Source organism: Pseudoalteromonas sp. SCSIO 43101 (genome assembly GCF_023650775.1).
GTDB lineage: Bacteria > Pseudomonadota > Gammaproteobacteria > Enterobacterales > Alteromonadaceae > Pseudoalteromonas > Pseudoalteromonas apostichopi.
This window is the reverse complement of the sequence record NZ_CP072673.1, coordinates 1,949,426-1,968,760: the sequence shown is the minus strand read 5'-3', so window position 1 is coordinate 1,968,760 and position 19,335 is coordinate 1,949,426. Positions and strand designations below refer to the sequence as shown.

Below are 19,335 nucleotides of genomic sequence, written 5' to 3'. Positions count from 1 at the left end.
TAAAATGAAATACAAATTACTCGCTGCCAGTATTTTAGCCACCCTAAGTACCTCAGCGATGAGCGCAACCTATAAATTAGAAGAATTAGGTGGAATCGAGGGCGCGAAGTTTAACTACATTACAGATGTTAGTGAAAATGGACACATTATTGGTTTAGCAAATGGTCTTTACAAGTTACCAGTAGATATCTCTTATATCGATTTTACGGATTCGTTGATCAAAGACGCCTATGATACCGCTAAAAAACAGTTTGAATTAATTGATAAAGAAATCACATTTACGTTAGATGACATTGAGAACAACGATGCAGTGAATACTAACGCTGATGCTCATGCATTCATGGTTAGTTTTTTAACTGGACGTGCAACTGACTCAGAATACCAAAAGCTATCAAGTGCAATCGCAACACGTTACACCGCAGAAGGTTCGACAGAGCAAGTTTTATTTGATGAACAGTCAGTTGATTTTGATGGTTTAACGCGCTCGACTTCTAACTTACTTAATGCTGTAACAGATGATGGTGTGATGGTAGGTTGGGGTAGTGCACCCTATGAGAAAACATCGTTTACTCAAACAGATGAAGACGAAGAAGAAACGCATTTCTTAAGAGATTTTATCAGTCGTGCCATCGTAATCTCAGCCGATGGTGTAAAAGTTGAACTTGCCCCTGAATTTGATGATTTTGGTGGTGTTAGTTCGGCGAATGATATTGTCAAGACTGCCAATGGTTACGAAGTTGTAGGTACAGTATCAACGAACATTGCTGCTGACCCTTTAAAAGATATTGAAGATAAATGCGATAACGAAGATGAACCTGTTTCTGATTGTGTGGAATCATATAATCGTCAATATAAAACAGGTATCTATAATAAACAGGCTGTGAAGTGGACGTTAGATAGCAATTTAAACATTACTAACACTGAGATGCTTGGTTTAGGCTTAACACCGAAAGATGACGAAGATTTCGCTTTTCGTAGCAACGCAATTGCGATCAATGAAAGTGGCTTAATCGTCGGTACTTCTGATGTTCGATACAAAGGCAGAGATACGCGAATTACAATGCCTGTTATCTTCGAAAATGGTGAAGTAAAAGAGTTTATTGATCAAGAAGATGATTGGATCTCAGGTCAGCCTTTAGCTGTTAACAACGATGACGTTGTAGTTGGTTATGCAAGTAAACGTATTGACGGCACAAACAGAACAAAATTCTTTTACTATGACAAGAAAAGCGACAGTGTTGTTTTCCCAACGGATTACTTCTCGAGCTCTAGCTCATTAGCAAACGATATCAATGATAATGGTATTGTAGTTGGTGAAGGCGAGACAGATATCTACAATACGTCAACTCGTCGTCGTGAAGGTTTCATGTATACCATTGGTGAAGATAAAATTGTTAACTTAAACGATTTATTACCGTGTTTCGAAGAAGATGGTGAGACTCGTTTTAAATATACGGTTGCTGAAGCAAAGGCAATTAACAACAATAACGAAATCTTCGGTGTTGCGACTAAAACAGTTGAAAAGACAGATTCATTTGGCAATGTTGTTGTAGATATTAACGGCAATACCGAATACGAAAGTGTTGCAGTTGCTGTTAAGTTAACACCAATTGATGGCAATGTTGAAGAGTGTCAAGCTGAAGAGGTTGAGCAATACGAGCGTCAATCAGCAAGCTTCCCTTGGTATGCATTACTGCTATTACCATTTGCAGCAGCACGTCGTATATTTAGAAAATAAAAACTTGGTATAAAGAAAATTACTTTAAAACCTAAATAAAAAACCCAGCTTAAAGCTGGGTTTTTTGTCTATACTGAAATCAGTTATTTTTTATGGCGATGTATCCACGCTTTACGAACAGAGCGTTTCCAAAGCATGTCGGTAGCAAAATAGCCTATGATTGCAGCAGCTGTTGCACAAATGAGTGAACCGACTAAAAAGGCTGGGCCAATTGTTGTTAGACTATCTATAAACCATTGCCAGCTTGGTTCAAATTGGAAGTGCTGCTGTGGTTGAGCAAGTGCAATAGTGCCAACAATATATGAACAATAGAAAATAGGAGGCATGGTCAGTGGGTTAGTGATCCACACTGTTGCAACAGAAATCGGTAAATTCACTCGAAATGGAATAGCCAGGGCGGCTGCAAGAACCATTTGAAAAGGAACAGGGATGAACGCAAAAAATAAACCAACCGCAAATGCACCGCGTGCTGAACGTCTATTTAAGTGCCATAAATTGGCATCATGCAATAAACGACCAAAAATTCTTAAATACTTGTGTTCTCTTACCTTGTTATGATCAGGTAAAAAGCGTTGGATCGTTTTTTTAGCCATTTAAAGCAACCATTTACATCTATTTGGTTATGCAGCGGCTTTGTCATAGGCTGTTTTTTCACCCTATATACATTTAGCACTGCGGCGTTTTATATAATGAGTTTTGCTGTATTGCTAGCAGGTGCCTATTTTAAGCCTTTTTTAACTCTATTGTCAGGGTTTATTTGCGCTATTTTAGTAGTGATTTTTCATTACTTCATTTTTTACTCAACCTCTGACTGTCAAATCGATTATCAACAAAGGCGATTAGTTCGATTTGAGGTGGTTGAAACATACAGTGATAAAAGCCCTTACTATCTAAAAGCCAATTTAAAAAGTATTGAATCTTGTCCTGCTACGATTCGACCAACTCCTTTTGCGATGCTAAGTATTTCATCAGATAAACCCGTTGTTTCAGGTGATGAAATAAGTGCATCCCTAAAACTTAAGCGTTATCGTTCTGTTAAGAATTTCTATAGTTTTGATAGAGAAAGGCAAGCGCTACTCGAGCGAATATTTTATAAAGGTCGAAGCGTAGGAGAAATAACTTATCTAGATCATCATACCAATACGAGTTTACGTGATAGATACCTAAAATACATAAATAAAATTACAGCAAATAGCCGATTACAGTGGCTCTATTATGCGCTTTTAACTGGCGATAAAAGCAAAATAAGCTACGAAAATAATAATCAATTGCGTGAATTAGGTTTAAGTCATTTGCTTGCTATTTCAGGACTTCATATCGGACTTATATATGCAGTAGGGTTTTTTAGCTCGAAGTGGTTGCTAAGAGTCAGTCATTTGCCTATTCGGCAATCATTCCAACTGAATAATATTTTTGCTTTATTTGGATTTAGTTGTTCATTTATTTATGTCTACCTCAGCGGTTTCATTGTCTCTGCCAGTCGTGCACTTGTAATGCTTGGGTGTTATTTGGTTATTTATAATTTGGGTAAAAATCCGCTGCGTTGGCGATCAATTCTTTATGCTTTATGTATCGTATTGTTGATAGATCCATTTGCAATGTTGAACCCTGGACTCTATTTTAGTTTTATAGCGGTAACAATAATATTTTTATTAACTAGAAATACACTAGATGTAAGACTTGGATTCTTAAACAGGTTTGTTCAACTCTTCCAGATTCAGTGTGCTTTGTTTATCGGGTTACTTCCCTTATCTCTTTATTATTTCAATGGCACGAGCATTATCGGCTTATTGATAAATCTTATTGCCGTACCTTTAGTAGGTTTACTGATATTACCACTGCTGATTTTTTATAGCTTGCTTTCGATTCTATTCGATATTACAAGTTTATTGTCTTTAGTAGACAGTGTATTGTATTTTAGTTATCAATTGTTGCTCTCTATTCCCCATGATTGGCGCTGGTTTCCTTTCAATAAGTTTGATTTTTCATTATTAGTCATTAGTTACAGCACATTGCTTATTTTGTTATTTTGTCCAAACAAGTACGTTTGTTTAATACCCATTTGTATTTATGCCGTTGATTTCAAGTTACAGCCCAAAGCTCAATTTCAGTTAGACGTGTTTGATGTGGGGCATGGTTTAATGGTGATGGTGAGTGCCAATAACAAAGCCATTATCTATGATTTAGGGCCTCAGTATTTTGGCCGTTACGATTATATTCGCCGAGTATTACTTCAAAGCATTCGTAAACAACAACTCTCTGTTGTTGCAACCGTGATCAGTCATTTAGATAACGACCATTCTGGCGGCTTAGCTAGTTGGCAATTAGCAGGCTATGCAGAGACTTTAAGCATCTTCCATCCTAAAGGGCTTGAAGAGTCGTGTAAAACAAACAGTCTCACACTTGAAGCGGTCAAAATTAATAGTTTTCATGCCGACGACAGTAGAGATAATCGAAACGATCTGTCATGTTTATTAAAAATAACGCGTTTAAACTATTCAGTGTTACTTACGGGCGATATTTCGACAGCTGCGGAAACCAAGCTTATTGAAAATGGTGTCGACCTGCAATCGACTGTTTTATTGAGCCCACACCATGGTAGTAATACCTCTTCAAGTAATAGATTTATAAATGCTGTAGAACCTGAAGTGGTTATCCATTCATCTGCTTACCAAGGACAATGGTTATTTCCTCACCCAGATGTTGTAAAACGATACAATGAGCACCATATACGACAGTTCTCAACTGCAGAACTTGGCCATATTCGTATAAAATTCTATGAAGATAATTATCGTATAGAGTTTGCGCGCGAGCAGGAAAGTTATTGGTTCGAACAAGATTGACGTTTTGTTTTTACCCCCTTAAGGCTACAATAGTCAAAGTCTATGAATAAGAGAGTGTTATGGATCAAACTACATCCCAAATCTACAAGCGATTAATCAGTTATGTGGGTGATTATAAGTTAATCGCGTTTTTCGCCATTGTGGGCATGATTGGTTATTCTGCCATGGATGCATTGTTTATCAATTTAATGAAACCGTTCATTGATGATGGTTTAAATGACCGTAACACGGATGTTTTAACTTACGCTCCCTTTGTTGTAATTGCATTGGTATTAGGTCGAGGCATGTTTAACTACATGTCGTCTTACTGTTTAAGCTATGTGGGCTCTCAAGTTGTGAGAACCCTGCGCCAGCAATTATTTGAACATATTTTACATCTGCCAGTTTCTTTTCATGATAAAAATTCGAACGGTGATTTAATATCTAAAATCACCTTTGATACCGAGCAAGTTCAACAAGCCATTACTAAAGCCTTATTAATTGTTGTTAGAGAAGGGGCGTTTGTTGTCTTTTTACTTTTCAATATGTTTTATACCAGTTGGAAGCTTTCACTGATATTTTTAGTCATTATTCCGCTGGTGGCTGTTATTGTCGCATTTGTATCAAAACGATTTCGTATGATTTCGAAAAAAATCCAGTCTGCAATGGGTCAAGTCACTCGCAGCTCAGAACAAATGCTATCTGGTCATAAAGTTATTCATGGTTTTGGTGGTCAGCAGCAAGAAATCTCACAGTTTTCTGCAATCAACAATCATAACCGTCAGCAGCGCATTAAAATGGACGCGACCAAAGCATTAAGTGTCTCCGTAATCCAAATATTAGCTGCAAGCGCGATGGCGGTTATTCTATGGGTCGTGTCTATGCCGTCAATGATTGATACCATCAGTTCTGGCGACTTCGTATTACTTATTTCATCAATGATGATGTTGTTACGTCCACTTAAGCAACTATCAAACGTAAATAGTGACTTACAACGTGGTATTTCAGCAGCGCAAAGTATCTTTTTAGTACTTGATGAAGAAGTAGAAAAAGACACTGGCAGTTACAGCGTTGATAAAGTAACTGGTAAAATTGAAGTAAACAATGTGACCTTTAAATACCCAACTAAAGATGAGCCTGTATTAAAGAATTTATCACTTTCGATTAATGCTGGCGAAAGTATTGCTTTAGTGGGTCGTTCAGGCTCAGGTAAATCGACCATTTCGAATTTATTACCACGTTATTATGAGCTTGAAGGTGACAGTGAAATTTTGCTTGATGGTGTCAACATCGCTGATTACAAACTGACAGACCTACGTAAGCAATTTGCACTGGTTTCACAGCAAGTGGTTTTATTTAACGACACTATTACGAATAATATTTGTTATGGACTCGAGCGCGAATTAACAAACGATGAGTTAATGGCAGTTGCTAAGCAAGCCCATGTCTGGGAGTTCGTTAAAGATTTACCTGATGGTTTAAATACCATGGTAGGTGAAAACGGCGTAATGTTATCAGGCGGTCAACGTCAGCGAATTGCAATCGCGCGTGCAATTTTAAAAGATGCTCCTATTTTAATTCTTGATGAGGCGACATCTGCTCTCGATACTGAGTCTGAAAAACTGATCCAGCAAGCACTAGATAGCTTAATGAAAGAAAAAACATCGATTGTGATAGCACACCGTTTATCAACAATAGAAAACAGTGATTGTATTTATGTAATCGACCATGGTCAGGTTATCGAAAAGGGCACGCATAGCGAGCTGCTTGAAAAAGATGGCACCTATTCCGCTTTATGTAAAATGCAGTTTGGTGAGCAGTAGTGAGTGTTATTGAAAAAAGCTGGTATAAAAAGCCAGGTTTACTCAGTGTTTTGTTGTTTCCTTTGAGTGCGCTTTTTTGGCTTATCTCTACACTTCGTGCCTTGCTTTATAAGCTTAATATACTTAAGGCTTTTAAAGCGCGTGTTCCTATAATAGTCGTCGGCAACATTAGTGTCGGTGGCAATGGCAAAACGCCATTTGTAATTTGGCTTGCTGAATACTTACAACAGCAAGGTTTAAAAGTGGCAGTAATCAGCCGTGGCTATGGTGGTCAGTCTGATTCGTATCCGTTGTTAGTGACTGATGAAACAACTACAAGACAAGCAGGTGACGAACCTGTGCTTATTAAACGACGCTTAGGCTGTGTTGTTATGGTAGGACCGGATCGACAAGCTAGCATTAAAAAATTAGAACAACATGATATCGATGTCATCATTTCTGATGACGGAATGCAGCATTATAAAATGGCGCGTGATATTGAGTGTTGTATTGTTGATAGTGAACGTCAATTTGGTAACGGACTGCTCATGCCAGCAGGTCCGCTTCGCGAAACAAAAGCGCGTTTAAAATCGGTTGATATAGTAATTGAAAATGGTGGCGACGCACAGAGTCGTTATGATTTAACGTGTAGTCCGTTTAGAGCCGTTAGCAATGCAGAACCGATCGGTTCAGTACAAGATAAAGGCCATGCCGTAAGTGCTATTGGTAACCCAAAACGCTTTGAAATGAGTTTAAAGCAGCAGGGTATTAGCTTGTTATCTACCCATCATTTTCGTGATCATTATGCTTATCAAGCAAGTGACTTTAGCGATTTTGCAGATGACGCCGTGTTTATGACAGAAAAAGATGCAGTTAAATGCTTTAGTTTTGCAAAGCCTAATTGGTATTATTTACCTGTTGATGCAAAACCGACACCTGCAGTTATCGAAAAACTTAATTTATTATTAAAACAAAAAGGGATCCTCAATGGCCTTTGATACAAAATTACTTGAAATTATCGCTTGCCCAGTGTGCAAAGGTAAATTACGTCTTGATAAAGAGAATCAAGAGCTTATTAGCACTGCTGCGAAACTTGCGTATCCAATCAAAGATGATATTCCGGTGCTACTAGAAAATGAAGCTCGTGAATTAAGCCAAGAAGAGGTTGATAAGTGGAATTCGTAGTCGTCATTCCAGCACGCTACGCATCGACGCGTTTACCTGGTAAACCACTTGCTGATATATGTGGCAAGCCTATGATCCAACACGTTTATGAAAAAGCGGTTGCTTCCGGTGCATCAAAAGTCTATATCGCGACTGACCATCAAATAGTGTTTGATGCAGTTAAAGAGTTTACCAGTAATGTACTGATGACACGTGAAGATCACCAATCGGGTACTGAGCGTTTAGCTGAGGTCGTTGAGCAATTAGAGCTAGAGAGTGACACCATTGTAGTGAACGTACAAGGTGATGAGCCTTTATTAGCAAGTGAAAACGTATCTCAAGTTGCTAAGCTTCTTGCTGATTCGGATGCACCTATGGCTACATTAAGCACAAGTATCGATGAGATTGAAGATATTTTTAATCCTAATTGTGTAAAAGTCATTAGCGATGTGGATAACAACGCCCTGTATTTTTCTCGATCGCCAATTCCCTATCACCGTGATGCGATGATGAAAAATGATCACTCTCAATTAAATTTAGCTGATTTTGCTCGTCACATTGGTCTTTATGCCTATCGCGCAGGCTTCATCAAAGATTATATTGAGTTACCGCAAACGCGTTTAGAGCTTCTAGAGTCTTTAGAACAGTTACGTGTACTTTACCATGGTCACAAGATTAAAATCGCTAAGGCAAAATGCGCTCCACAAGCAGGCGTTGATACCCCTGAAGATTTGGCTCGCGTCATAGCTGTGCTTGGCAATTAAATAATGCATGATGTAAACAGCGTTCATCTTCATGCAAGTGAAGATGATTTCCATGTTTTTTATAAACCTGCAGGTGTTAGCTTTCACAGTGAAGAATATGCTGGTTTTGTTGTACTTGCTGAGCAACTGGTAAATGAAAAGCTATATCCAGTTCATAGACTCGATAAAGTTACTTCAGGTTTGATTATTTTAGCCCGTAGCAAAGAGGCAGCAGCTGAATTCACCGCGCTGTTTAGTGCTCATAAAGTTAACAAGTTTTATCTAGCACTCAGTGATGCTAAACCAAAGAAAAAACAAGGCTGGATAAAAGGTGACATGCAGAAAAGTCGTCGAGGTGCATTTAAGTTATTAAAGAGTCAAACTAACCCTGCTATAACAAGATTTTACTCAAAAAGTATTCGAGCAGGATTACGTGCTTATTTGTTAAAACCATTTTCTGGCAAGACTCATCAACTAAGGGTGGCGATGAAAAGTTTAGGTGCACCTATACTCGGCGATACACTCTACGCAGGAAGCAAGGATGAACGAACAAATTTGCATGCCTATGCACTACAGTTTAGTTATAAAGAGCAACTTAAAGAATATCGCTGCGATTACACTTTAGGCGCTCATCTCAATGAAGTTTTTAACTCAGACGAATTCAAAGAGTGGACAGCTCCTTGGACGTTGGATTGGTAAATGAAAGAAACAACACAAGACATCCGTTTTGGTGGCATTAAACGTTTATATGGTCATCAGCAATTTGATTGGTTACAACAAGCACATTTTTGTGTCATAGGTATTGGGGGCGTAGGTAGTTGGGCCGCTGAAGCGTTGGCTCGAACGGGTGTAGGGCAACTAACTCTCATTGACCTTGATGATATATGTGCTACGAATGTGAATCGTCAAATTCATGCTTTAACTGGTACGGTAGGTGAGGCAAAAGTTGAAGCCATGAAAACACGTTGTGAGCTGATAAACCCTGATATCAAAATTAACGTTATTGATGACTTCATTACGCTAGATAACATTCGTGAACATATTCAAGGTTTTGATTATGTAATTGACTGTATTGATGCTGTTAAAGAAAAAGCGGCGCTAATTGCTCATTGTAAACGTATAAAGTTACCCGTTATTACTACCGGTGGTGCAGGTGGGCAAACTGATCCAAGTCAAATCAGCTTTGGTGATGTAGCTAAAACTACTCATGACCCTTTGCTAGCAAAAGTACGTTATATTCTTCGAAAACAGTACAACTTTAGTAGCAATCCAAAGCGTAAATTCAACGTTGATTGTGTTTATTCAACAGAGCAGCTTGTATATCCAACCTCTGAAGGTGAGGTATGCCAAGCAAAACAAGGTGCAGATGGCTCAATGAATATGGATTGTAACAATGGTTTTGGCTCAGCCACGATGGTAACTGGAAGCTTTGGCTTTTTTGTTGCAGCCAAAGCAATTAGAAAGTACCTTGATAAAAAACAGCGTAATGTATAAGACTTATCGTTTTTGGTCGGCCATGGTTTGAATTCTATCAACCATGGCTTTGATGCCATTACCTCGAGAAGGGCTTAAATGGCTAATTAGACCGAGTCGTTCAAACTCATCATATGCATTAATTTGTGCTGCTTGCTCCGGTGTTAGACCATTGTATAAGGCTAAAATCAAAGCCAATAACCCCTTTACGATACGAGTATCAGAGTCACCAGCTAAAACGAGGCTGTTTTCTGAGTGATCAAAGTCAATATATAGCCAAACTTTACTTTCACACCCCTTAACGAGCGCGTCATCAACTTTTAGTACCTCAGGCATAATAGGTAATTGCTTACCTAACAGCATTATTTGGCGATATTTTTGCTGCCAGCCTGCAGCCGTTTCAATATCTTTACTAATGGCTTCAAACGTTGAATTCATATTTTATCCACAATTAATCTAATATTTCGATACTACTTTTAACGGCACTGATAAATGCATCTACGTCATCTTTATTGTTATATAACGCAAAACTGGCTCGTACTGTACCAGGAATACCTAAATGGCTCATTATAGGTTGTGTACAATGGTGACCACTGCGAACTGCAACGGCAAACCCATCAAGTAGGGTGGCTAAATCAAAAGGATGTTCATCGCGATAATTAAAGCTGATGTTACCAATGTTATCTCTTTGGTTTGAATAGATTTTAATACCATCAATAGCAGCCAATTTATTTATTGCATAATCGAAAACTGTATGCTCATGTTGACGCATCTGCTGAAAATCTAAAGATGTTAAATAATTAATGGCTTCAGCAAAGGCGATTACACCAGCAATATTTGGAGTGCCGGCTTCAAATTTACCTGGCGCCTCTCGAAAAGTGCTATGAGTAAGGCTTACTGCTTCAATCATTTCACCACCGGTCTGGTAAACGTCAAGCGAATTTAGCAGCTCAAAACGTCCATATAGACCACCTAATCCTGTTGGTCCGAGCATTTTATGGGCAGAAAATACATAAAAATCACAGGAAATTTCTTGTAAGTTAGGACGTAAATGCATAGCAGCCTGTGCACCATCAACTACAGAAATCGCATTTGAGGCTTTACATGCTGCAAGGATAGGCCCTAAATCAGTAATATTTCCTAATGTATTTGATGCATGGGTAACAGCGACAATTTTTGGCTGATGCAGTTTTATAAAGTCACTGCAATGAGCACTATCAATGACCAAATCATCTTCAATAGGCATAATAATAAGCTCTGCGCCGGTACGCTGTGCTAGTTGTTGCCAAGGGACTATATTGGCGTGGTGTTCAATAGCAGATAGGGCAATTTTATCGCCAGGATTAAGCCTCGAAGCCAGACCATTTGCGATTAAATTAATCGATTCGGTTGCCCCTTTGGTCCACACTATCTCATTATTTTTTACTGAAAAATAATCTGCAAGTAGCGTTCTTGTATGCTCATATTGGCGTGTCGCGTTTTCACTGAGTGTATGGCGGCCGCGGTGCACATTGGCGTTCTCGTGGCTATAAAAACGGCTAAGTGCATTAATAACTGCCTGTGGCTTTTGTGAGGTAGCCGCTGAGTCTAAATACACCAAAGGCTGCTCATTGACTGTTTCATTCAGTATTGGAAAGTCAGCACGTATTTTTGTGATATCGAACATGAAAGGCCTTAAGCTACAAGAATGCGACGATTTTAATTACTTTGTACAAATAGACAAGTGCAGGGCAACAAAAAAGGCCGCAAAGCGGCCTTTTTTAAACGCAAATTCGTATTAACGCTTGTCTGTTGGTACGTAATCGCGTGAAGTTTCACCAGTATATAACTGACGAGGACGGCTGATCTTGTGACCAGGTTGAGAAAGCATCTCATCCCAGTGAGAGATCCAACCAACAGTACGTGACATTGCAAAGATTACAGTGAACATGCTTGTTGGAATACCGATTGCTTTTAAGATGATACCTGAGTAGAAATCTACGTTAGGGTATAATTTCTTCTCAACGAAGTATGGGTCTTCAAGTGCGATTTGCTCAAGCTTCATAGCGATATCAAGAAGTGGATCTTGAATGTTTAGCTCAGCAAGTACTTCGTGACACGTTTGACGCATTACAGTCGCACGTGGGTCGAAGTTTTTGTATACACGGTGACCAAAGCCCATAAGACGGAAAGGATCAGATTTGTCTTTCGCTTTAGCAACGTACTCGTCGATACGGTCAACAGAACCGATTTCTTCTAACATGTTAAGACATGCTTCGTTAGCACCACCGTGCGCAGGACCCCATAAAGATGCGATACCAGCAGCGATACACGCGTAAGGGTTAGCACCTGAAGAACCTGCCAAACGAACAGTTGACGTAGACGCGTTTTGCTCATGGTCAGCGTGAAGCATGAAGATTTTGTCCATTGCTTTAGCAAGAACAGGGCTTACTTTGTATTCTTCAGCTGGTACTGAGAACATCATGTGTAAGAAGTTTTCAGCGAAGCTTAAGTCGTTACGTGGGTAAACAAACGGTTGGCCTACGTTGTATTTGTAAGCCATCGCAGCGATAGTTGGTAATTTAGCAACTAGCTTGATTGCGCTTGTTTTACGTTGTGTTGCATCTGTGATGTCTAAATCTTCGTGGTAGAAAGAAGAAAGAGCACCTACAACACCACAAAGCATTGCCATTGGGTGAGCGTCAAAGCGGAAACCTTGGAAGAAGTTTGCAATTTTAGTATCAAGCATTGTGTTGTGCGTGATTTCTTGAGCAAACGCTTCGTATTGTTCTTTAGTAGGTAACTCGCCGTTTAATAGTAAGTAGCAAAGCTCGATGTAGTTTGATTCATCAGCTAATTGCTCGATTGGGTAACCACGGTGTAATAAAACACCTTTGCCGCCATCGATGTAAGTGATTGAAGATTCACAAGAACCGGTCGACATGAAACCTGGGTCGTAAGTGAAGTGGCCGTGAGAACCTAACGTACGTACGTCGATTACGTCTTGGCCAGCAGTGCCTTGGTAAATTGGAAGTTCGATTGGATCAAGACCATCAATATGGACCGTGGCTTTCTTATCCGCCATCTATTTATCTCCTATTAAGATAACAACTCTGATTGTTATGTTCTGAATCTGTTTAAGCACATTCTTTTCATTTTAACGTGAAAGAGGGGTGTAAAGTCAATTTTTATAAACATTATGCACAAATGGATAATAAATATTCTACCAGGATTAAATATTATACTATTGGCTAATTCGCAAACGTCTCTTACTAAACAAGAATTGTAAAAAGACCATTGGCTATATATACTATCCAAGGTTTTATACCGTATTGTCTGTAGGTAAACTTTATTTTTACATTTGAGTTTTGCATCAGTGTGAACTTTTTGTGTATCAACACGGTTTACTTAGATAGTTCCATCGAAATTCATTTTGATGGGTTTTAGAAAAACAAGTAGATGAGCTCCTAAGTGGGCAAGATGGGCAAGTAACTGTGAAAAAGCAAAGACCTGTAAATCTAGATCTAACAACTATATCTATGCCGGCAACGGCTAAAGCATCAATTTTTCACCGCGTCACCGGTGTTGCATTATTTTTTGCTTTAACGTTTGTCATTTGGGCTTGGTCTGAGTCTCTTTCTTCTGCAGAAGGTTTTGAATTCGTCAAGGGTCTGTTCAGCGGATTCATTGCCAAATTCATAGCATGGGGCACCATTTCTGTATTGGCGTATCACTTAATCGGTGGTATCCGCCATATCATTATGGACATGGGTCACTGGGAAGAACTTGAATCAGGTAACTTCAGCGCTAAAGTTGCATTAGCTTTAGGTGTTGTAGCTGCAATTCTAGCAGGAGTGTGGATATGGTTTTAAATCAAGCAACTCTTAAACGTGATGGTGTACAAGATTTCGTATCACTACGTGCAACTGCATTAATAATCAGCGCTTACGCGATTTTTATTATCGGTTATTTTTTATGTACGCCAGAAGTCACTTTCGAAGCCTGGCAGGGCCTATTCTCTAACCTAGCAATGAAAGGGTTTACCTTAATTACCCTAGTTTGCATCATGGTTCACACCCGTATCGGCCTTTGGCAAGTTCTTACGGACTATGTCAAAAACGCTAAATTACGTGCTGTTTTAGGCTTTGTATTAAACCTTATGGCTGTTGCTTACGTAGCAATTGGTCTAATCGTTTTATGGGGTGTTTAAGTGAATTATTCTGTTCGTGAATTTGACGCTGTAGTGATTGGTGCCGGTGGTGCGGGTATGCGCGCAGCACTAGCTATCACTGAATCAGGCAAAACCTGTGCACTTATCTCAAAAGTTTTCCCTACACGTTCTCACACTGTGTCTGCACAGGGTGGTATTACGGTTGCTCTGGGTAACTCACATGAAGATAACTGGGAATGGCACATGTACGATACTGTTAAAGGTTCCGATTTTATCGGTGACCAAGACGCTATCGAATATATGTGTAAAACAGGTCCTGAAGCTATTACTGAATTAGAAAACATGGGTTTACCATTTTCTCGTTTTGAAAATGGCCGTGTTTATCAACGTCCTTTCGGCGGTCAGTCGAAAAACTTTGGTGGTGAACAGGCTGCACGTACTGCAGCAGCAGCTGACCGTACTGGTCACGCGCTATTACACTGTTTATACCAACAGAACGTTAAAAACAAAACAAACGTATTCTCTGAGTGGTACGCACTTGATTTAGTTAAAAACAGCGACGGTCACGTTGTTGGTTGTACAGCAATCGACATCGAATCTGGCGAAGTTGTTTACTTCAAATCGAAAGCTGTTGTTTTAGCAACAGGCGGTGCAGGCCGTATCTACGCATCTACAACGAATGCACACATCAATACTGGTGACGGTGTTGGTATGGCTACACGTGCTGGTGTTGCAATGCAAGATATGGAAATGTGGCAGTTCCACCCAACAGGTATTGCTGGCGCTGGTGTACTTGTAACTGAAGGTTGTCGTGGTGAAGGTGGTTACCTTCTAAACAAAGACGGCGAACGCTTCATGGAACGTTACGCTCCAAATGCTAAAGACTTAGCGTCTCGTGACGTTGTTGCTCGTTCAATGATGACTGAGATCCGTGAAGGTCGTGGTTGCGATGGTCCTTACGGTCCACATATCAAGCTTAAGCTTGACCACTTAGGTGAAGAGACACTTAACCTACGTCTTCCTGGCGTATGTGACCTTGCGAAAACATTCGCACACGTTGATCCAGCTAAAGAGCCAATCCCAGTTATCCCAACATGTCACTACATGATGGGTGGTGTTCCAACTAACGTTAATGGTCAAGCATTACAAATCGATGCAAATGGCCAAGAAAAAGTAGTTGAAGGTTTATTCGCTGTTGGTGAAATTGCTTGTGTATCTGTACACGGTGCTAACCGTCTAGGTGGTAACTCACTACTTGACTTAGTTGTATTCGGCCGTGCAGCCGGTAACTTCTTAGGTAAGTACCTTAACGGTGTTGAAGCTGGTAAAGATGCGTCTGAGTCTGACCTTGAAGCATCTCTTGCACGCTTTAATCGTTGGGAAAACTCTAAAGTTGGCCAAGGTGAAGACCCAGTTCAAATCAAGAAAGATCTACAAATGTGTATGCAACTTAACTTCTCGGTATTCCGTGAAGGTGATGCAATGGCAACAGGTCTTAAAGAGCTTAAAGAAATTCGTGAACGTCTTCAGTACGCTCGTCTTGACGACAAGTCAACTGAATTCAACACAGCACGTATCGAATGTCTAGAGCTAGATAACTTGATGGAAACAGCTTACTCAACAGCAGTAGCTGCGAACTTCCGCACAGAAAGCCGTGGTGCACACTCTCGTTTTGACTTCCCAGATCGCGATGACGACAACTGGTTATGTCACTCTATCTATAACCCAGTTACAGATGAAATGACAAAACGTGAAGTAAACTACGCGCCGAAACTGCGTGAAGCTTTCCCACCTAAAGCACGTACATACTAGGAGCGAGACGATGGCACAAGTACAATTTTCGGTTTATCGTTACAATCCAGATGTTGATAATGCACCACGTATGCAAGACTTCTCGCTAGAAACGCAAGAAGGCCAAGATATGATGGTATTGGATGCTCTTATGCAATTAAAAGAGCAAGATCCAACATTATCATTCCGTCGTTCATGCCGTGAAGGTGTGTGTGGTTCTGACGGTATCAACATGAATGGTAAAAACGGTTTAGCGTGTATTACACCTTTATCAACGCTACTAAAAGGTGGCAAAGGTAAAATCGTAATTCGTCCTTTACCAGGTTTACCAGTGGTACGTGACCTTGTTATTGACATGAGTCAGTTCTACACTCAATACGAAAAAGTTAAGCCTTATCTAATCAACGACACGCCTGCGGCGGGTGAGCGTCTTCAGTCAATCGAAGAACGTGATAAGTTAGATGGCTTATATGAGTGTATCTTATGTGCATGTTGTTCAACATCGTGTCCTTCGTTCTGGTGGAATCCAGACAAGTTCATCGGTCCTGCGGGTCTTCTTCATGCTTATCGTTTCTTGGCTGATAGCCGCGATACAGCAACTGAAGAGCGTCTTGCAGACCTAGACGATGCGTTCAGCGTGTTCCGTTGTCACAGTATCATGAACTGTGTTAGCGTGTGTCCAAAAGGTCTTAACCCGACCAAAGCAATTGGACAAATCAAATCAATGCTATTGAACCGCGCTGTTTAAAGCTTGAATATGTAAGGTGGTTAAGTGATTAACCACCTTGTTTTTACAACAATTAATTTCTGCGCTAAAGAAAAGGGCTTATAAATGCACGAAGGTGTGATGAAGGCATGGCTAGAATCTTCTCACTTAAACGGCGGTAACGTTGCTTACGTAGAAGAGCTTTATGAAGCGTACTTAGATGATGCGACTTCTGTGCCAGAAGAATGGCGAGAAGTGTTCGAACAATTACCAAAAGTTGATGGTGTGGATGTTGACGTAAAACATTCAGATGTTCGTGCACAATTTGCACAGCTTGCTAAAAACAAGCATAGAGAAGTAGTGGTAGCAGAGGGTGGCTCTGGCGATCCTAAACAGGTCAAAGTGCTACAACTTATTAATGCTTTCCGTTTCCGTGGTCACCAAAATGCCAACCTAGATCCGTTAGGTATCTGGGAACGCGAGCGAGTTCGAGATCTTGAACTTGAATACCACGATTTATCTGAAGCTGATTTTGACCGTGAATTCAATGTGGGTTCGTTTGCTGTCGGTCGCGAAACCATGCCATTAGGTGAGCTATATCAAGCACTCAAAACGACTTATTGTGGGTCGGTTGGTGCTGAGTATATGCACATCACTTCAACTGAAGAAAAGCGTTGGTTACAACAACGTTTAGAATCAGTGCAATCACGTCCAAAGTTCTCTAAAGAAGAAAAGCTACGTATCCTTAAAGGATTAACAGCTGCAGATGGCCTTGAAAAATATTTAGGGGCTAAGTTCCCTGGTGCAAAACGTTTCTCACTTGAAGGTGGTGACGCATTAGTACCAATGCTTAAAGAACTAATTCATCGTGCAGGTGAAAGCGGACAAAAAGAAGCTGTTATTGGTATGGCTCACCGCGGTCGCTTGAACGTACTAGTGAACGTATTAGGTAAAAACCCATCAGAATTATTCGATGAGTTCGCTGGTAAACACAAAGACACATTAAGCTCAGGTGATGTTAAATATCACATGGGTTATTCATCTGACTTTGCAACTAAGGGTGGCAACGTGCACATGGCACTTGCATTTAACCCGTCTCACTTAGAAATCGTTAATCCAGTGGTTATGGGTTCGGTACGTGCTCGTTTAGACCGTCTAGGTGATAAGTCAGGTATTAAAGCATTACCGATTACTATTCACGGTGACTCTGCAATCGCAGGTCAGGGTGTTGTTCAAGAAACATTTAACTTATCGCAAACTAATGCATTTAGTTGTGGTGGTAGTATTCGCATCGTTGTAAATAACCAAGTAGGTTTCACAACGTCTAAACAGTCTGATGTACGTTCTACACCTTACTGTACTGATATTGCGAAAATGGTTCAGGCACCAATTTTCCACGTTAACTCTGACGATCCTGAAGCGGTAGCATTTGTCACTCAAATCGCGCTAGATTTCAGAAACCAGTTTAAACGTGATGTAGTGATTGATTTAGTATGTTATCGCCGTCATGGTCATAACGAAGCGGATGAGCCGAATGCGACTCAACCACTTATGTACCAAAAAATCAAAAAGCATCCAGTACCTCGTCTAATTTACGCAGATCAATTAGTTGCTGAAGGTTCATTCTCAGAAAATGAAGTAAAAGCACTTGCTGATGATTACCGTAACGGTCTAGATAAAGGCAACTGTGTTGTTGAAGAAATTCAACTAGAAACATCGCACTCTTCTGATTGGGCTAAGTTTGTTGGTCACGATTGGGATGTTGAGTACGATGCAACAGTATCTGTTGAAAAATTAAAAGAACTTGGTAAAAAAGTAGCAAGCTTCCCAGAAAGCCATAAAGCTCAGTCGCGTGTTAATAAAATCTACGATGACCGTAAGTTGATGGCTACAGGTGAAAAACCACTTGATTGGGGTATGGCTGAAACACTTGCTTATGCAACGCTTGTTGATGCGGGTACAGATATCCGTTTAACTGGTCAAGACTCTGGCCGTGGTACATTCTTCCACCGTCATGCGGTTATCCATAATCAAAAAGATGCATCAACATACTTACCGCTGCAAAATATCAGTGAAAATCAAGGTGCATTTGAAGTTTACGATTCAGTTCTTTCTGAAGAAGCTGTTCTTGCGTTTGAATATGGTTATGCTACAGCTGAACCTACTTCACTTGTAATGTGGGAAGCACAATTTGGTGATTTCGCGAATGGCGCACAAGTTGTATTTGACCAATTCTTAAGTTCAGGTGAGCAGAAGTGGGGTCGTTTATGTGGTCTTACATGTTTACTTCCACATGGTTATGAAGGTCAAGGTCCAGAGCATAGCTCGGCACGTCTAGAACGTTTCTTACAGTTGTGTGCTGATCACAATATGCAAGTATGTGTTCCTTCAACACCTGCACAAGTCTATGCAATGCTTCGTCGTCAATCTGTTCGTCCTTTACGCCGTCCATTGATTGTTATGACGCCTAAGTCGCTACTTCGTCACCCGCTGGCAACGTCTTCACTTGAAGAGTTATCAGAAGGTGTGTTCCACAATATGATTGACGAAATCGATGATATTGCAGCAGATAAAGTAGAACGCGTTGTATTTTGTAGTGGTAAAGTTTACTACGAGCTACTACAAGAGCGTCGTAAGCAAGAATTAAATAACATTGCTATTGTTCGTGTAGAACAACTATATCCATTCCCACATGCTGAGATGGATACAATCATGCAGCGTTACCAACACGTTAAAGATTTTGTTTGGTGTCAAGAAGAACCGCAAAACCAAGGTGCATGGTATTGTTCTCAACACCACTTCGTTGATGCAATTCCAGCCGGTGCTAAATTAACTTACGCAGGTCGTAAAGCATCAGCATCACCAGCGTGTGGTTACATGTCAGTGCATAATAAAGAACAACAAGCGCTCGTTGCAGATGCGCTTACTATTGAAAAGAAAGGATAA

Annotated in this window: 17 protein-coding genes; 13 read left to right on the top strand and 4 right to left on the bottom strand. The window is 40.2% G+C overall.

Annotation, left to right across the window (positions count from 1 at the left end):
* Nucleotides 1–4: 4 nt before the first annotated feature.
* Entirely contained in the window at nt 5–1,738 is a 1,734-nt protein-coding gene (locus tag J8Z25_RS09200; RefSeq protein ID WP_130051406.1) for a DUF3466 family protein, read from the top strand.
* Between the two features lie 83 nt (nt 1,739–1,821).
* Here J8Z25_RS09200 and J8Z25_RS09195 read toward each other — a convergent pair whose 3' ends face one another.
* Nucleotides 1,822–2,331, bottom strand: a complete 510-nt coding sequence (locus J8Z25_RS09195; RefSeq protein WP_130051407.1) for a DUF2062 domain-containing protein — start codon at nt 2,329–2,331, stop codon at nt 1,822–1,824.
* A gap of 96 nt (nt 2,332–2,427) precedes the next feature.
* On the opposite strand from J8Z25_RS09195, the gene J8Z25_RS09190 reads away from it, so the two are divergent.
* From J8Z25_RS09190 to tcdA, 7 genes are read left to right on the top strand one after another with little or no spacing between them, the layout of a single operon-like run.
* On the top strand, nt 2,428–4,581 hold the full coding sequence (locus J8Z25_RS09190; RefSeq protein ID WP_250660942.1) for a DNA internalization-related competence protein ComEC/Rec2: 2,154 nt from the start codon (nt 2,428–2,430) through the stop codon (nt 4,579–4,581).
* A 59-nt stretch (nt 4,582–4,640) separates the two neighbouring features.
* On the top strand, nt 4,641–6,383 hold the full coding sequence (gene msbA, locus J8Z25_RS09185; protein ID WP_130051409.1) for a lipid A export permease/ATP-binding protein MsbA: 1,743 nt from the start codon (nt 4,641–4,643) through the stop codon (nt 6,381–6,383).
* Nucleotides 6,383–7,360 carry a tetraacyldisaccharide 4'-kinase gene (gene lpxK / locus J8Z25_RS09180; RefSeq protein ID WP_250660941.1) on the top strand — a complete coding sequence of 326 codons (978 nt, stop codon included), beginning with the start codon at nt 6,383–6,385 and terminating at the stop codon, nt 7,358–7,360. The genes msbA and lpxK overlap by 1 nt, the downstream gene beginning before the upstream one ends.
* Nucleotides 7,350–7,547, top strand: coding sequence for a Trm112 family protein (locus tag J8Z25_RS09175; protein ID WP_036968654.1), 198 nt, complete (start codon nt 7,350–7,352; stop codon nt 7,545–7,547). The genes lpxK and J8Z25_RS09175 overlap by 11 nt, the downstream gene beginning before the upstream one ends.
* A complete protein-coding gene (kdsB, locus tag J8Z25_RS09170; protein WP_130051411.1) occupies nt 7,535–8,290 on the top strand; it encodes a 3-deoxy-manno-octulosonate cytidylyltransferase in 756 nt (251 codons plus the stop codon). Before J8Z25_RS09175 ends, kdsB begins: the two co-directional genes overlap by 13 nt.
* 3 nt (nt 8,291–8,293) lie before the next feature.
* Entirely contained in the window at nt 8,294–8,968 is a 675-nt protein-coding gene (locus J8Z25_RS09165) for a TIGR01621 family pseudouridine synthase (RefSeq protein WP_250660940.1), read from the top strand.
* Nucleotides 8,969–9,763 carry a tRNA cyclic N6-threonylcarbamoyladenosine(37) synthase TcdA gene (tcdA, locus tag J8Z25_RS09160; protein ID WP_130051413.1) on the top strand — a complete coding sequence of 265 codons (795 nt, stop codon included), beginning with the start codon at nt 8,969–8,971 and terminating at the stop codon, nt 9,761–9,763.
* A 3-nt stretch (nt 9,764–9,766) separates the two neighbouring features.
* On the opposite strand, the gene J8Z25_RS09155 is transcribed toward tcdA, so the two are convergent.
* The 3 genes from J8Z25_RS09155 to J8Z25_RS09145 all read right to left on the bottom strand — a co-directional run bounded on the left by J8Z25_RS09155 (nt 9,767) and on the right by J8Z25_RS09145 (nt 12,806).
* The gene (locus J8Z25_RS09155) at nt 9,767–10,180 is read right to left on the bottom strand and encodes a SufE family protein (RefSeq protein WP_130051414.1); all 414 of its coding nucleotides are present in this window, start codon (nt 10,178–10,180) and stop codon (nt 9,767–9,769) included.
* A gap of 13 nt (nt 10,181–10,193) precedes the next feature.
* Nucleotides 10,194–11,408, bottom strand: coding sequence for an aminotransferase class V-fold PLP-dependent enzyme (locus tag J8Z25_RS09150; RefSeq protein WP_250660939.1), 1,215 nt, complete (start codon nt 11,406–11,408; stop codon nt 10,194–10,196).
* A gap of 111 nt (nt 11,409–11,519) precedes the next feature.
* Nucleotides 11,520–12,806, bottom strand: coding sequence for a citrate synthase (locus tag J8Z25_RS09145; RefSeq protein WP_054551373.1), 1,287 nt, complete (start codon nt 12,804–12,806; stop codon nt 11,520–11,522).
* 409 nt (nt 12,807–13,215) lie between these two features.
* On the opposite strand from J8Z25_RS09145, the gene sdhC reads away from it, so the two are divergent.
* The 5 genes from sdhC to J8Z25_RS09120 all read left to right on the top strand — a co-directional run bounded on the left by sdhC (nt 13,216) and on the right by J8Z25_RS09120 (nt 19,335).
* Nucleotides 13,216–13,593 (top strand): succinate dehydrogenase, cytochrome b556 subunit, encoded by a 378-nt coding sequence (gene sdhC, locus J8Z25_RS09140; RefSeq protein ID WP_082401567.1) that lies wholly within the window; start codon nt 13,216–13,218, stop codon nt 13,591–13,593.
* A complete protein-coding gene (gene sdhD, locus J8Z25_RS09135; protein ID WP_130051416.1) occupies nt 13,584–13,931 on the top strand; it encodes a succinate dehydrogenase, hydrophobic membrane anchor protein in 348 nt (115 codons plus the stop codon). Before sdhC ends, sdhD begins: the two co-directional genes overlap by 10 nt.
* Nucleotides 13,932–15,704 (top strand): succinate dehydrogenase flavoprotein subunit, encoded by a 1,773-nt coding sequence (gene sdhA, locus J8Z25_RS09130; protein WP_130051417.1) that lies wholly within the window; start codon nt 13,932–13,934, stop codon nt 15,702–15,704.
* A 10-nt stretch (nt 15,705–15,714) separates the two neighbouring features.
* On the top strand, nt 15,715–16,431 hold the full coding sequence (locus tag J8Z25_RS09125; protein ID WP_054551369.1) for a succinate dehydrogenase iron-sulfur subunit: 717 nt from the start codon (nt 15,715–15,717) through the stop codon (nt 16,429–16,431).
* An 84-nt stretch (nt 16,432–16,515) separates the two neighbouring features.
* The gene (locus J8Z25_RS09120; RefSeq protein WP_130051418.1) at nt 16,516–19,335 is read left to right on the top strand and encodes a 2-oxoglutarate dehydrogenase E1 component; all 2,820 of its coding nucleotides are present in this window, start codon (nt 16,516–16,518) and stop codon (nt 19,333–19,335) included.